This window comes from Polaromonas sp. (genome assembly GCF_039930745.1).
GTDB lineage: Bacteria > Pseudomonadota > Gammaproteobacteria > Burkholderiales > Burkholderiaceae_C > Polaromonas.
Genome location: NZ_JBDTTH010000048.1, coordinates 17463 through 32241 on the forward strand (window position 1 = coordinate 17463; position 14779 = coordinate 32241).

14 protein-coding genes are annotated in these 14779 nt (G+C 64.1%); 5 read left to right on the forward strand and 9 right to left on the reverse strand.

Annotated features, from left to right (window positions below; genetic code table 11):
- Positions 1 to 6: 6 nt before the first annotated feature.
- Positions 7 to 1665: an allophanate hydrolase gene (gene atzF / locus ABI660_RS14650; protein ID WP_348069317.1), complete on the reverse strand. Its 1659-nt coding sequence runs from the start codon at positions 1663 to 1665 to the stop codon at positions 7 to 9.
- A gap of 297 nt (positions 1666 to 1962) precedes the next feature.
- Between atzF and ABI660_RS14655 the strand changes: the two genes are divergently transcribed.
- Both ABI660_RS14655 and ABI660_RS14660 read left to right on the forward strand, forming a co-directional pair.
- Positions 1963 to 2976 (forward strand): MerR family transcriptional regulator, encoded by a 1014-nt coding sequence (locus ABI660_RS14655; RefSeq protein WP_348069288.1) that lies wholly within the window; start codon positions 1963 to 1965, stop codon positions 2974 to 2976.
- A 46-nt stretch (positions 2977 to 3022) separates the two neighbouring features.
- Positions 3023 to 4354 carry an MFS transporter gene (locus ABI660_RS14660; RefSeq protein WP_348069291.1) on the forward strand — a complete coding sequence of 444 codons (1332 nt, stop codon included), beginning with the start codon at positions 3023 to 3025 and terminating at the stop codon, positions 4352 to 4354.
- Between the two features lie 154 nt (positions 4355 to 4508).
- On the opposite strand, the gene ABI660_RS14665 is transcribed toward ABI660_RS14660, so the two are convergent.
- The 8 genes from ABI660_RS14665 to ABI660_RS14700 form a co-directional block, all read right to left on the reverse strand.
- A complete protein-coding gene (locus ABI660_RS14665) occupies positions 4509 to 4880 on the reverse strand; it encodes a hypothetical protein (RefSeq protein ID WP_348069293.1) in 372 nt (123 codons plus the stop codon).
- 78 nt (positions 4881 to 4958) lie between these two features.
- Positions 4959 to 5774, reverse strand: coding sequence for a hypothetical protein (locus ABI660_RS14670; RefSeq protein ID WP_348069295.1), 816 nt, complete (start codon positions 5772 to 5774; stop codon positions 4959 to 4961).
- A gap of 14 nt (positions 5775 to 5788) precedes the next feature.
- Complete coding sequence (locus ABI660_RS14675) at positions 5789 to 6070, reverse strand: hypothetical protein (RefSeq protein ID WP_348069297.1); 282 nt, start codon at positions 6068 to 6070, stop codon at positions 5789 to 5791.
- 376 nt (positions 6071 to 6446) lie between these two features.
- The gene (locus ABI660_RS14680) at positions 6447 to 8075 is read right to left on the reverse strand and encodes an MFS transporter (protein ID WP_348069299.1); all 1629 of its coding nucleotides are present in this window, start codon (positions 8073 to 8075) and stop codon (positions 6447 to 6449) included.
- Between the two features lie 94 nt (positions 8076 to 8169).
- Entirely contained in the window at positions 8170 to 8559 is a 390-nt protein-coding gene (locus ABI660_RS14685) for a response regulator (protein ID WP_348069301.1), read from the reverse strand.
- Positions 8560 to 8574: 15 nt separating this feature from the next.
- Positions 8575 to 8928, reverse strand: a complete 354-nt coding sequence (locus ABI660_RS14690) for an Hpt domain-containing protein (protein ID WP_348069303.1) — start codon at positions 8926 to 8928, stop codon at positions 8575 to 8577.
- A 156-nt stretch (positions 8929 to 9084) separates the two neighbouring features.
- Entirely contained in the window at positions 9085 to 10269 is a 1185-nt protein-coding gene (locus ABI660_RS14695; protein ID WP_348069305.1) for an HPP family protein, read from the reverse strand.
- A 52-nt stretch (positions 10270 to 10321) separates the two neighbouring features.
- Positions 10322 to 11140 (reverse strand): M48 family metallopeptidase, encoded by an 819-nt coding sequence (locus ABI660_RS14700; protein ID WP_348069307.1) that lies wholly within the window; start codon positions 11138 to 11140, stop codon positions 10322 to 10324.
- Between the two features lie 68 nt (positions 11141 to 11208).
- Here ABI660_RS14700 and ABI660_RS14705 point away from each other — a divergent pair, with 68 nt between their 5' ends.
- The 3 genes from ABI660_RS14705 to ABI660_RS14715 all read left to right on the forward strand — a co-directional run.
- Entirely contained in the window at positions 11209 to 12870 is a 1662-nt protein-coding gene (locus tag ABI660_RS14705; RefSeq protein ID WP_348069309.1) for a permease, read from the forward strand.
- Between the two features lie 270 nt (positions 12871 to 13140).
- Positions 13141 to 13851, forward strand: coding sequence for a response regulator transcription factor (locus tag ABI660_RS14710; RefSeq protein WP_348069319.1), 711 nt, complete (start codon positions 13141 to 13143; stop codon positions 13849 to 13851).
- Positions 13852 to 13863: 12 nt separating this feature from the next.
- Positions 13864 to 14779, forward strand: a 916-nt coding sequence (locus ABI660_RS14715) for a histidine kinase dimerization/phospho-acceptor domain-containing protein (protein WP_348069311.1), incomplete at its 3' end; no start/stop codon positions are given.

A 14779-nucleotide genomic window follows, 5' to 3' on the forward strand; every position in this document is an offset into this window, starting at 1 on the left:
AACGGGTCACGGATTAGCGGCCTTCAACGAAGCGACATAGGCACGCCATCCACCCAGGTACGAGATGTCCTGCGCACCCTGCAGGGCTTCGGTTTCACATAAAAAGCCCTGGACTGTGGTGCCGTCGCTGAGCGCCAGCGTGCCTATGCCCAGAGGCGAGGGGACCAGCGCCACAAAGGAGCCGTAAGCGGCCAACGGCATCTCCCAGATCTCCAGGGCAATATGCGCGCCCTGGCCGGCAGGCACACGCAGCAGGCCGGGCTTGGGTGGGGTGGTACCAGGCAGCGCAAACAGCCTGTAATGCGGCGCGGTTTCAGTCTCACCGACGAGGGTGGCGCCGCGTTCAGTCAATTGACCATTCAGGGGCATGCCGGACAGGTGCGCGCCAACCACCGCTACTTTCACCGTGGCCGGCTTGTGAATGCCGGCAATCGGCCGCATGGCGGGCAGAGGCGCGCCGGTGGCGCCCTGCGTCAGGCCGGTGGCATGGTGATAACGCTGGCCCAGCTCCGTCAGTTGCCAGTCGCTGCCGCAGGGCGCGATGAGTGTGATGCCAAATGGTAGGCCGTCGGGGCGTACGGCGCTGGGCACCGACAGGGCTGCGTAGTCGAGCAGGTTCACGAAATTGGTATAGGCACCTAGCTTGCGGTTCAGCGCCACCGGGTCCCGCTGCATTTGCACAATCGTGTAATGCGTCGGGGCTGTCGGCACCAGCAGGCAATCGATCTTCGGCCACATCGCGTCAGCCTGCTGGCCCAGCAACCTGACGCGGGTCTGCACTTCGTAAAGATCGGCTGCGCTGTAGCCCCGTCCGGCAGCGATGATGCTGCGCACCGGCTCCATCACCTCGTCCTCATGCGCATCGAAGAAGCTGCGGATGGCGGTGTAGCGTTCCGCCACGAGTGCGCTTTCATACAGCAGGGCCGCCACTTGGGCCAGCGGCGCAAAATCAACGGGCACCGGCGTGCCGCCCAGGGATTGCATCCGCGCCACAGCTTCTTCAAAGGCAGCTTCAGCGGCGCTGTCGCCGAAAAATTCCAGCCTCGCCGGCACACCAAAACAGAAAGCCGGTGGAAACGGGATACTGGCCAGCGCCAGCTTGCGTGAATAGGGGTCGAGTGCGTCATGGCCCATCGCGCTTTCCAGCACCTGTACCGCTGTGGCCACCGTTCGCGCAAAAATGGAGACGCAGTCCACGCTTTGCGCCGCAGGCACAACACCACGGGCACTGATCAGGCCGCGCGAAGGCTTCAGGCCCACGATGTTGTTCAGGCCAGCCGGCACGCGCCCGGAGCCGGCTGTGTCGGTGCCCAGCGCAAAGTCCACCTGGCCGGTGGCCACCACATAGGCCGAACCGGAACTGGAGCCACCTGATACATAAGCCGGGTTGAACGCATTAGGCACCGCGCCGAGCGGCGAGCGGGTGCCATTCAGGCCGCAAGCGAACTGGTCAAGATTGGTTTTGCCCGTCAGCCATGCACCAGCATCGAGCAATTTCTGCACAACAAAGGCGCTGGCCGGCGGCTCGTAGGCAAAGGCCGGGCAACCGGCTGTGGTCGGCAGATCTGCGGCGTCCATGTTGTCCTTGACCGCAAAAGACAGGCCCGCGAGCGGGCCAGACGAAACCGCCTGCGTTCCCGCTGCCGGGGGCGCAGCGCGGCAGATCCAGGCCTGCGGCGCCAACGTCGGGACTTCCGAAGTGGCGGACGCGCGCTCCGGCACGGACGCCTTGCCGGCCGTATCAGGAATTAAAGAAATTTGCACCAATTTGAAGCATCCATACTTGTGTACAAGATGAGATGCAAGTCACGTGCCAGTTGTCCGCCAGATTCCGTCGTTCACGGGGTTTTGTTATTGCTATGGAATTAATAGCTGGCTGCGCCTGCCCAGAAACGCTCGCGGCCTGTTTCGATATCTTTCAGGCTGACGGGGCTGACATCCGGCACTCGGCATAATCGGCGCATGCTGCTCAAAGTCGGAGAACTCGCCAAGCACACGGGCCTGACCGTGCGCACCCTGCACCACTACGATGAGATCGGCCTGCTCACGCCCTCGGCCCGCTCCGAGTCGGGCTACCGGCTCTACAGCACGGGCGATGTGGCGCGCCTGCATGGCATCCAGGCGCTTCGCCATCTAGGCCTGGCGCTGGCGGACATCGCGGCCATGCTCGATGGCGCGAGCACCTCGCCAGGCCTGATCATCGAGCAGCAGATGCGTGCGCTGGACCGCGAGATCACCCAGGCCACCGAGTTGCGCAGCCGGCTGGACCTGCTGCAGGGCCAGCTGGCGCTGGGCGGCGAGCCTGACATGGCTACCTGGCTCGATAGCCTGGCGCTGATGACCACCTACGGCAAGTACTTCAGTGCCGCCGAGCTCAAGACCATCTTCGCCAACTGGAAGCTGGTGGAGGCCGACTGGCAGCCACTGGTGGAGGCGGTGCGTCGCGTCATGGACCAGGGCCTGGCCCCGGATGCCGCGCAGGTCCAACCGCTGGCCCAGCGCTGGATGGCGCTGACGCTGCGGTGGATGGACGGCAATTTCGAACTGATAGACCGCTGGGGAGAGATGTACAGGAACGAGCCGTCTGCCCACGGCCGCAAGGGCGCGCCCACCTCCGACATGCTTGAATTCGTCAACCAGGCGATCGATCTGCGCATGGCCTTGATGACCAAATACATCACCCTGCAGGAGTTGCGGCGCTTTTGCCATGTGCCCGAGGCTGACTGGCGGGCGCTCGCGGTCGAGGTGGAGCAACTGATCGCACAGGGCGTGCCCGCCACCAGCCCTGAAGTCCAGGCTGCCGCGAGCCGCTGGCTGGCCTTGGTGGACCGCCTGGTCAACCGCGACACCGACGTGCGCCGGCGCTTGATGCTGGCGCACGCCAGCGAGCCCTTGTTGCGGGCCGGCTCGGTGCTGGGCGCGCACGTCAGTGCCTATTTACGCGAAAGCCTGGAAAAGCGCTTGACCCTCACGTGACGTGAGGTCCTAGAGTCGCTGGCATCACTTCTCAAGCAAGCAAGCCATGACAACACCTTCGACGCCACCCGCCACCGCGCGCAACGCCCTGTTTCGCGACCGCAATTTCGCCTGGATGATGAGCGGTGCCGCCCTGTCCATGCTGGGCGACCAGTTTTCGCTGATCGCACTGCCCTGGCTGGTATTGCAGATGACAGGCGACACCCTGGTGCTGGGCACGGTGCTGGCGCTGATCAGCGTGCCGCGCGCCTTGTTCATCCTGGCCGGCGGCGCGCTGGTCGACCGCCATTCGCCCAAACAGGTGCTGATGCTCACCAAGCACATCAACACGCTGCTGCTGGGCGTGCTGGCGGCGCTGGTGCTCACAGACAACTTGTCGCTGTGGCTGGTGTATCTGCTGGCGCTGGGCATCGGGCTGGCCACGGCCTTCAGCATTCCCTCGGGCACGGCGATGATGCCCTCGGTGGTCAGGCCCGAGCAGTTGCAAGCGGCCAACAGCGTCATGCTGGGCCTGCGCCAGGTCTCGATGTTTCTCGGCCCGCTGCTGGCCGGCCTGTTGATCGCGCTGTCGGGCAACCGCGAGGGCGCCGGTGCCAGCGGCGCGGTTCCCATCGCCGACGCCACCGGCATCGGCCTGGCTTTTGCCTTCGACGCGTTCACATTTGCGCTGTCCGCCTGGACCTTGTCCAAGGTTCAGCAGCATGCCCGCGCCGCCGGACCGGGGGCCGCGGGGCCAGCGGTGCTGACCGCCATCGCCGAAGGTTTGCGGGCTTTCTGGCGAGACGTGCCGCTGCGTACCTGCTTTTTGTACTGGGCTGCCATCGCGGTGCTGGTGACCGGGCCGGTGCAGATTGCACTGCCGGTGCTGGCCAGCTCGCAACCGAACCTGGGCGCGGCGGCTCTGGGTGTCATGCTGGGTGCGCACGGCGCGGGCACGCTGCTCGGCATGGTCCTGGCCGGCATCAAGCCGCGCCTGCGCGTCGGCACCCTGGGCACCACGATATTGCTGGTCGATGCTTTGGTCGGCCTGCTGTTCATACCCATGGGACAGATCTCTGCCGCCTGGCAAGGCGCGGCGCTGCTGCTGGCGATCGGCCTGCTCAGCGGCTTCCTCCATGTGGCGGTGTTCACCTGGTTGCAGCGCCGCGTGCCGCCGGCGCTGCTGGGCCGGGCCATGAGCCTGTTCATGTTTATCTTCATGGGCCTGGCGCCGATGTCCGCCGCCCTCACCGGCTGGGTGCTGCGCAGCTTGAGCCTGGGGCAGCTGTTCGCCGCGAGCGGAGGATTGCTGGTGGCCATCACCGTGCTTACCTTCGCGGCGTCGCAGATGCGCCAGGTGTCGGACGCGCCCATGGCTGGGGCGGATGCGCGCCGCTGACGAGTGCGTGGCGTTTGCTTTCCGCAGCGCGGTAACGGCCAGAGATATTTTTCTGGCAATCGGGAGCGCCGCGGGCGCAAAGGTGCGCCATGTGCCGCATCTTTGCAGTATCAGATGCCCATTCGCGAGATTGCAAGGCGTACAGGCCTGCCCTTTAAAGCTTGGGGTCTGGGAATGGCAGCTGATCTTGCGATGCACTCGGCTGGGCCACCCATTTATTACCTTTGCGGTAAAAATCTGCCTGGGTTTCAGAAGTTCCAGCCCCTATCTTCAATGCCACCGTACACGCGACTTGACCTGGGTGCTTGGCCTGAACAGCTGGTATGCAGGTTCCAAGCTTTAGTTCGGCTTCTCGCTGCTCTTGCATTTCCATTGTCTCAAGAAATGCTTGCGTAGCCTCTTTTGTGTTGGGTAATGCAGGTGTGTTGGCAAGCTCGGCGGGCGGGGTGACGTTGGCGGGTTGCGACGAGGTTTCGCTGCAGGCGGAACAAAGAAGCAATGTTGAAAAGATGATTGAGTAACGCACGACCAATTATCTCTTGCTGCGCCTACGGCTCTCGCACGGAAGCCGGTTACGGCATTGCCCAATTTGTCCGGACCAACCTCACAATTTTTTCCACAGCGCACCATCCGTGGAACGGTAGGTGCCGCCGGTGGCACAGCAGCCTCCCGCACCAAAGGCCATGCGCCCCAAGGTGACGGTGACTGCACCCTCTTCCACCTGCAGGCTCTGCCGATCACAAACTGTGTAGAACGGATACATGTCCGGCTCCAGCACCTTTTCCCAAGCGTCCTTGCCGGGCAAAGCGCGGTAGACCTTGCAGTCATGCACCGTGAGGCGCGTGGGCGTGCCCCCCAACAAGCCATCGAAAACGCTCTCCGGCGGCACCGCAGCAAGTGCCTGCTCCTGTTCGGTGAGCGTCGAAACTGGGGCACCGCCGCCGCCTGCAAGTCCAAGCGCAAGTCCGAGTCCGAGCCCAACCGCAACAACCAGCAGGATCAGGCCTCGCAGCATGTTCCGCCCAGGCCACGTCGCCAGCGAGAACGCCTGCCACGCCAGCGTGGCCGCAGCCGCGGCCGAAAGTGCCGTGAGAACCCAGATCACCCACTCCGCGACGTCGGTGGCCGGGTTGAGCATCCCGGCAACAACCAGCACGGCCACATTGACCAACAACAGCACGAGGCAAGCCCATGGCCGCACCGAGGAGAACAAGCCCGCAATCAGCAAGAGCACCGCGCACAACAGAACTACCGGCAGCAGCACGACGCCGGAAAACAGCAGCTCAAACACCCCCTGAAGCCAGCCGCCGCTGCCCGTCACCCTGCCGACGATGTACAGGAAAAGCGCCATTCCAAAGCCTGGCAGGGCCAGCAGCTGTGCGCCGGCAAAAGCGAATGCGTGACGCGCGCGAGAAGTCATCTGGGTGCCGGGCGTTAAAGCGCCGCCGAGATGCCGTCGATGCGGTCCAGCCGGACCAAGCTCTGCGTCACCGCCTGGCCGCGGCCCGTGACGTAAGTGCCGTTAACCGCCGTGACCACCATGGCGACAGTGGAACCGCGGAAGTGACGCACCACTCCGCGATTTCCCTCGCAGCTTTCCGCAAGCGCGGCACGCAGCGGGCCTTTTTCCGCGGCGGGAGGAATATCTGCGGCGTGCCCGGCCGTGGCGCCGGCCAGGATGAAGGAGCCCAACAGGAATTGTTCAATGAGCGTCATTAATTTCATAGTGTAGTCAGGGCTTGGGTTTGGCCACAGCCATGCATGGGTTGCTGGACATGACGGGACCGTGGGAGCTGGCAGCTGGCACACCCTTCAGCGCGGCGTTGCATAGGCGATGTGTGATCGTGGTCTCCAGTACCATGCGCAGGTCACCGATCTTTTCAAATCGGTTGAAGCCGGGTCATTTGGGGCACCGTACGCGACGGAACTTCCGAGCTCGGAGCTGCCTTCCTCCACTATTTTGCTATTAAATATGTAGCTATTAGCACCCGCACAATAAGGGCTGAAGACTGTTTTCTCTTTAAAACAGGCAAGCTGGACGGTATTCGGGGAAGCCGTCCAGGAGCATCCCGGGCCCGGCGCCAATGTGGCTTTAACTCTCCAGCGCCAAACGCGTCACCACCGGCGGCGTTTCACCCAGGTGGAACGCCAGCTTGCGGTCGCGCAGTGCCACGTCACCCGCTGTCACGCGGTCAAAACGGCGCAGGTGTTCGGTCCAGGATTCATCGGTGATCTGCTCGATGTAACGCCCCGGATCGGAAATGTCGCGCAGCAGCTCCCAGGCCAAGGCACCCTGGCGCAGCCGGCTGCGCCGGCTTTCCTGCATCAGCGCGCGAAATTCCCCGGCCCGGGCTGGGTCGATGCGGTATTCGATGGTGATGCGCACCTGGCCGGTCAACGGCGGCGCCTCGGCGCTCGGCACCTTGAACTCGCGCGAAGGTGTCAGGTCTTCTTCAATGCTGCGGTCGCGCAGCAGCAGCTGCGTGACGCTGATCGAGAAAATCGCCGTCAGGGCAGCGGTCAGCATGCTGGTCGGCACACTGGTCACGGTGGCAATCTGGCCCCACACGGCAGCGCCCAGGGCGCTGGCGCCCATGATCGCCATCTGGAAAATCGACATACCGCGCGCTCGCACCCAGTCGGGCAAAGCAAGCTGCGCCGACACGCTCAGGGTGTTGGCCGTGGTGATCCACGCCGCACCCGCAAAGAACATGGCAGGGGCGGCAATGTAGGCATTCGGCGCAAAGGCCACGACGGCCGTCGCCACCGATTGCAGCACCATGCCGCCAAGCACCAGCGCATCGCGGGAGAACGTGCGGCGCAGGCGTGGCAGCAAAAAAGCAACCACAAAAATGGCACCTGAACCCATGGACGCCAGCAGCAGCGTGAAGGTACCCGCGCCACCGTTATGCAGACCGCGCGCCACCAGCGGCAGCAGTGCCAGCAAAGCAGTGGAGTGAAAGAAGAAAAGCGCCACCCGCAACAGCACCGCGCGCAGGCGCGCCGACTGGCGCACGAACTGCACACCGACACGCATGGCGCTGATCAGGCGCTCGCGCCCCAACGGACTGGGCACGTGCTCGCGGCGCCAGCGCATGATCACAAAACCCGCAATCAGGGACAGCACGGCGTTGAGGATGAAAACGTATTCGCTGCCTGCGCTGGCAATCAGGGCGCCGGCCACCAGGGGCCCGATGATGCGCGAGGCATTCATGGCTATCCCATTGAGCGCCAGCGCGGCGGGCAGCTGCGCGCGGGGCACCAGTTCCGGAACAATGGCGGCGAATACCGGCCAGCGCATCGCCAGCCCGACCCCATTGGCAAAGGTCAGCGCCAGCAGCAGCGGCGCGGTCATGACGTCCATGATGATCGTCAGGCACAGCAGCAAAGCCACAGCGGCCACCCAGAACTGCGTGATGATGAAGTAGCGCCGCCGGTCCAGGATGTCGGCCAGCGCTCCGCTGGGCAACCCGAGCAGGAAGACCGGCAGGGTCGAGGCCGACTGCACCAGCGCAACCCAGATCGGCGAGGTGGTCAGCGAAGTCATCAGCCAGGCAGCCGCAACATCGTTCATCCACATGCAGATGTTGGCTGCCATCCAGGTGCCCCAGAGCATGCGGAAAACCGGCAAGCCGAGCGGCGCCCAGGCTGACAGCGAGGCGGAGTCGTGCCGGGTCACGGGAATGTCACCGGATGGCTCCGGCGGGCTGGGGTGGGGCATGGCGCGGGGTTCTCTGGGGGTTGGCGGGCGTTTCGGGCGGGAAACGCCCGCCCTGCCGGACACATGTCTGCCGGGTTTGCAAGACTGCGTTGTTTCAGGGTTTCTGCAGGGTCCAGATGCGACTGATCTGCGCCGACAGCTCCATCGGGTCAAACGGCTTGTGGATCACGTCGATCGCGCCCAGCTCGAGGTATTGCGCCACTTCGGCGGCCTGCACCTTGGCCGTCATGAAGATCACCGGCGTGGCGGCTGTGGCGGGCATGTCGCGCAGCGCCTTCAGTGTGCTTGGCCCATCCATGCCCGGCATCATGACGTCAAGCAGCAGCAGGTCAGCCTGCGCGGTGGGAGCTGCCGCAAGCGCCTCGCTGCCGGACGAACAGGCGATCACGGTGAAGCCGCCGACAGCCTCCAGGGCCATCTGGGCAACCGCACGGATGTCGGGTTCGTCTTCGACATAAAGAATTCGGGCAAGTGTTTGGGGCATGTCAGGGTCCTTGTGTCAAGAAAGAGGGGCATCCGAAGGCAGACTGGCCTGCAGCGCGGCGATGGCATGAACAATGTCCTGGTTCCCCGCCAGCGGGAGGGACGAGCCGCTTTCGCCAGCCTGCTCCAGCAGCAGTTCCAGCGCCTTGGCAGCCAGGCCTGCCTCGCGAAATCCCAGGGTGCCTGCCGTTCCGGCCAGCGTGTGCGCCAGGCGTCCCAGATCGGCCAGCGCAGGTGCGGCTGCATCCCCGCCGGTGGCCGCAGCTTGCCACAACGCGTGGATTTGCGCCATTTTTTCCGGCAGGAGGCGGCGGTAGTCGGCCCGCTGCTCATCCAGGAATTTCTGGAACTCCTGTTGCGGCGTGTTCATGACCGCCGGCACACGCATGCCAGCCCGCTGCCGCGCTGACAGCGGAGTCCCCGCAGAGAAAGGGAACGGGCCGGATGACATGGTTTGTTCATGACGTGTTTTTTATTAAACCACGGCGCATCCGTGCCAGCCTGCCATTGAGCAGGTAAGCCGGGCTCAATGGGGGGGCTTGGGCGACTCGAACAACGCCGCCACCATGTCCGACTGCGTGATGATGCCCGTCAACCGCCCGTCGTCGGCAATGATGGGAATGTGGTGGTGCCCGGTGCCGCCAAACAGAGGCACCAGGTCCACCAGGTAACGCTGCTCGCTGGCCACGCGAACCTGGCGCGTCATGATCTGGCCCACCACCGGCGGTTTGCCCGAGACACCGATGGCGCCCAGCAACTTTCGCAGCCGGGTGTCCATGCCCTGGTAACCCTTTCCCTGCAGCTCGGCAGCGCGCATGAAGTCGGCGAGCGTCACGATGCCCAGCACACGAAAATCCGCGTCCACCACCGGCAGCGCCTTGATACGGCGCTCCCGCAGAAGGGCCCAGGCGTGCTCCAGCAGCGTGCTGTGAGTCACCGTCACCAGGTCGCGCGACATGATGTCCGCACAGCGGATCCCGGCCAGCTTGCGCTGGTAGGCCTGCCATTTCATCTGCTCCAGCAGGGCCTGCAAGTCGTCGCGGCTGACGTCCAGCACCTGGTTGTACCGGGCGAGTACCGCGTCCAGGTCAGCATCGGCGGCCCCGGCCTGACTGAAGCCTTTCCCGTCCGCAACGGACTGCTGCCGGTGCGGATAGGCACGCCGCGTGGCATTGTTGTAGGCAATCCCGGCGAGCGCCAGCAGCACGGCGTTGAACAACACCGGAAACAGCGCAAACCAGGGGTCGGTGATGCCGCCCAGCACCATCATCAGCGCCGAAGCACCTCCGGGCGGGTGCAGGCAACGCAGGGCCAGCATCAGGCCGATCGCAGCCCCCACTGCTACGGCGGCGGCCAGTTCCGGCGGCCCGATCCAGCGCGCGCAGGCAATGCCGACCAGTGCCGACAGCGTGTTGCCGCCAACCACCGACCAGGGCTGGGCCAGCGGACTGGCGGGCACGCCGAAAACCAGCACCGCACTGGCGCCCATCGGCGCGACCAGCCACAGCAAAGCGGAATCGGCCGTGCCACCCGCCACATGACAGGCCAGGCCAGCCAGCAAGATGCCGACAAAGGACCCCAGGACAATACGCCAGCGCTCCCGCGCATTGATCCGGGTCCGCGCGGGGCGCAACGACTGCAGCCACAAAGCGGCGGCGGCCAGGGGTGATTTTTTGCCGGCGTCCGGGCCGGCGCTGGGAGAAGAAGGCATCGTCAGCGGTCAGCTTACCCCACCAGCCAGTGCAGACCGCGCCTGAAGCCCGTCAACCTTTGCGGGCCCGTTCGTACAGGGGCATCACCCGGGGCATGTTGCGCTCCATGTCCGCAATTCGCGTGGCACCTGCCGGGTGTGTGCTGAGCCACTGCGGCGGTGCACCCTTGTTGGCGGCAGCCATTTTTTGCCATAAGGTGATGCCTGCGCGCGGATCAAACCCGGCGCGCGCGCCGAGGTCCATGCCGACCAGATCGGCCTCGGATTCATCCTCGCGGCCAAAGCGCAGATTGAGCAGCTCCACGCCCAAGCCCGCCACCGTCTGGCCCAGGTCTCCGAGGCCTAGCAGTTGCGACAGCAGGCCGGCGCCGATATTGGTGGCTGCCGATTTACCCATGCGCTCCCGTGCATGCTCGCGCAAGGCATGCGCCATCTCGTGGCCCATGATCATGGCGACCTCGTCGTCATTCAGTTGCAGCTGGTCAAGAATGCCCGTGTAAAAGGCAATTTTCCCGCCAGGCATGCAAAAAGCATTGATCTGCTTGCTGCCGATGAGGTTGACCTCCCACTGCCAGTCCTTGGCGCGCGGATTCCAGCCCACCGCATGCGGAATGATGCGCTGAGCAATGCGGCGTAGCCGCTGCAGCTGCGGATGGCTGGCCGGGGCCAGCGCCTTCTGGGCCGCCGCCTCCTGCATCATCTTGCCGTACTGCTGCTTGGCGGCCTGCTCAATTTCCCCGGCGGGCACCAGCTGGGTAAAGCCCGAGTTGCGCCCCACCGCCACGCCGTCGCCCTGGGCCATGGCCGGCGCGGTACCCAGCAGCAGGGCGCAAGCCAGCACAGCCAGCGTCGGTTTCTTAACAAATGTCATCGCCATCTCCAAAATACAGGGCATCTTCCTGCATGCGTGGCAGGAGGGTCACAGCGTATTATTCCCGCATGAGCGAGACCTTACCCGACAAACCTTTGCCGCCGCGTCAGCCGACACCGCTTCCTGAAACTCCCCCCTCCCTGACTACCCCAGCCCGCCCCAGCTGGGCCGAAACCCTGCGGGTTTACCTGGAGCCCCCTACCTTGCGCATGCTGCTGCTGGGGTTTTCCGCCGGCCTGCCGCTGCTGCTGGTTTTTGGCACCCTGAGTTTCTGGCTGCGCGAAGCCGGCATTGACCGCACCACCATTGGCTACCTGAGCTGGGTCGGGCTGGCTTACGGTTTCAAATGGGTCTGGGCGCCGCTGGTGGACCGGTTGCCGATTCCGCTGCTCACGCGCTTGCTCGGGCGCAGGCGCAGCTGGCTGCTGCTGTCGCAGGGCGTCATCATGGCGGCGCTGGTCGGCATGGCACTGACGGACCCCAAAATTGCGCTGCTGCCGGTGGTGTGGTGTGCGCTGGCCGTGGCTTTTGGCTCAGCCACGCAGGACATCGCGCTGGATGCCTTTCGCATCGAGTCGGCCGACGTGCAGCGCCAGGCGGCGCTTGCAGCGGCCTACCAGACGGGATACCGCATGGCGATGATCTGGGCCGGTGCCGGCGTGTTGTGGATTGCCGCACGAGCCGAAGTGGTCGGTGCCGGCGGCGTGATTGCCTACCAGCACGGCGCCTGGCAAACCGCCTATCTCGTCATGGCTGCCTCCATGCTGCTGGGCGTGGTGACCGTGCTGTTTTCGCCCGAGCCGATACAACAGGCTCTTGAAATAGATAGCTTGGAAACTGCCGCTACCCGAGCCCGGTTTTCCTCGACCGGCGTCCCGTTGTATGGCCTATTCTTGCTCCTTGCGATCGCTTTACTTTTGTCTGTGCTACTTCTATCAGTGAGTATGAAGTACCTCAGCGCGCTCGTCCTATACAGCATGTTCTTCGTACCCCTGCTTTTGCTCATCGCGTTAGTGGTGGGATTGGCAAAAACCGGGCTTATCAAAGGCTTACCTGAAAACGGCTGGCGTGTTCCTTTGCCCCAACGACTTGTACCTGCGGCCACCTGGTTCACCCACGCCTTTTACATCCCCTTTGCCGACTTTCTGCGCCGCTACGGCAAGCACGCCTTGCTGATCCTGTCGCTGATTGCCGTCTACCGCATCAGCGATGTGGTGATGGGCATCATGGCCAACCCGTTCTACGTGGACATGGGCTACACCAAGGACGAGGTGGCGGCCGTCACGAAAATTTATGGCGTCATCATGACGCTGGTTGGTGCGTTTGTCGGCGGTGCACTGGCCATGCGCTTTGGCGTGATGCGTGTGCTGATGCTGGGCGCGGTGCTCAGTGCTGGGAGCAACCTCCTGTTTGCCTGGCTGGGTTCGCGCGGGCACGATGTCAGCGCCCTGATCTTCGTGATCTCGGCCGACAACCTCTCCAGCGGCATCGCTTCAGCGGCCTTCATTGCCTACCTGTCGAGTCTGACCAACATCAACTATTCGGCCACCCAGTACGCGCTCTTCAGCTCCATGATGCTGCTGCTGCCGAAGTTTCTGGCCGGCTATTCGGGCACCTACGTGGATGCGTTTGGTTACAGCAGTTTTTTCATGGGGACAGCGTTGCTGGGGGTCCCGGTGCTGTTGCTGGTTTGGCTGGCTTCACGCATGAAAATGCCATCCAACCCTTGACTGGCGGGCGCAATCAGCTATCAAAATAGTAGCATTGCGCCTTTGAGCCACCTTCATCAGCTACCAGCCTCAGCGGTTTACCTAACTTTACAGGCGCTTTAACGCGACTTGTTGCGCGGCGCGCACCATGAAGCGGTCATTGAAAAAGGAGCCCCCATGAGTGACCGCAGCCCGAGCCCGTTTACCACCGATGTGCTGGCGCCCAGCCCCGCATCGGGCGCCAGTAGCTACACTGATCAGCCCGCAAGCACTCGCGCAGTGAGCCAGCCCATGACACAGCAACTTCTGATGATCGAAGACGACACCCGCCTGGCGGCCATGGTCGGGGAGTATTTGCGCCAGTCGGGCTACGGATTCACCCATGCAGTTGATGGCGGCAAAGGCCTGGAAGCATTGCAAAGCTGCAAGCCCGACCTCGTGATTCTTGACCTGATGCTGCCCGACATGGACGGCCTCGAGGTGTGCAGGCGCATCAAGGGCATGGGTGGGGATGCCTCACGCACTGCGGTGCTGATGCTGACCGCCAAGGGCGACCCAATGGACCGCATTGTCGGCCTGGAAATCGGCGCCGACGACTACCTGCCCAAACCGTTTGAACCGCGCGAACTGCTGGCCCGCATCCGCGCTGTGCTGCGCCGCGGCGGTGAAACCGCCAACACGGCGGGCACCCAGCAAACCATGCGTTTCGGCTCGCTCGAGATTGACCGCGACGCACGCACCGTGTCTGTCTCCGGCAAGACTTGCGAACTGACTTCCTACCAGTTCGACCTGCTGGTGGCGCTGGCCGAACGCGCCGGCCGCGTGCTCAGCCGTGACCAGATCATGGAAGCCGTGCGCGGCCGCGAGCTCGAAGCCTTTGACCGCTCGATTGACGTGCACATGGGCCGCATCCGCAGTGCCATCGAACTGGATGCCAAGGACCCGAAACGCATACTCACCGTGCGCGGTGTGGGTTATGTTTTCGCCAAGCAACAGGATTAGCACTTTTCCGTCATGTGGTCACGTTTTACCTCGCACCTTTATGTGCGCATCTGGCTCGCCGTCGTCGCCACGGTGGTGGTGCTTGCTTTCCTGATGGGCGCGGCATGGCAGCTGAGTACCGACCCCCCGGTGTTGCCGATACGCGAAGTCCTGGTGCACAACCAGGCCGGCGAAATCATCGGCCGGGCGCAGACCAGAGCCGACCGTAAACCGGGCGATGGCATGGAGTTTGACCTGGTGACCCGGGACGGCCAGGTGCTGAACCTCGAGCTGCCTCGGCCCAAACGCCCAGCCAGAAACGCCTGGAACCGGCCACCGTTCGGCTTTGGCTGGATGCTCGGTCTGGTGGCATTGGCCGTGGCATTGGGCGCCTATCCCATCATCCGCCGCCTGACGCAGCGGCTCGAAGGCCTGCAGCGCGGCGTTGAGCGCTGGGGCAGCGGCGACCTGTCGGCCCGCGTGGCCGTGCAAGGCACCGATGAAGTGGCTTTTCTGGCCGAACGTTTCAACCATGCCGCCGAACGCATTGAAACGCTGATGGAGTCGCAGAAAGCATTGCTGACCTCGCATAAATCCCTGCTGGCCAATGCCTCGCACGAGCTGCGTTCGCCGCTGGCGCGCATACGCATGGGCCTCGAACTCATGGGCGAAGGCGCAGGTTCATCGCAGCGTGCCGAGATTTCGCGCAGCATCAGCGAGCTGGACCAACTGATCGACGAAATCCTCCTGGCCAGCCGGCTCGATGCCAGGCAGGCCGATGCCGAACCCTTCGAAACCGTGGACCTCACCGGACTGGCCGCCGAGGAATGTGCGCGCGTGCAAGCCGAGCTGGGTACGGCGGCCCAGACCGAAAGCCTGACATTGCAGGGCTCGGCGCGCCTGCTGCGCCGGCTGATCCGCAACCTGCTGGAAAACGCCAGGCGCTACA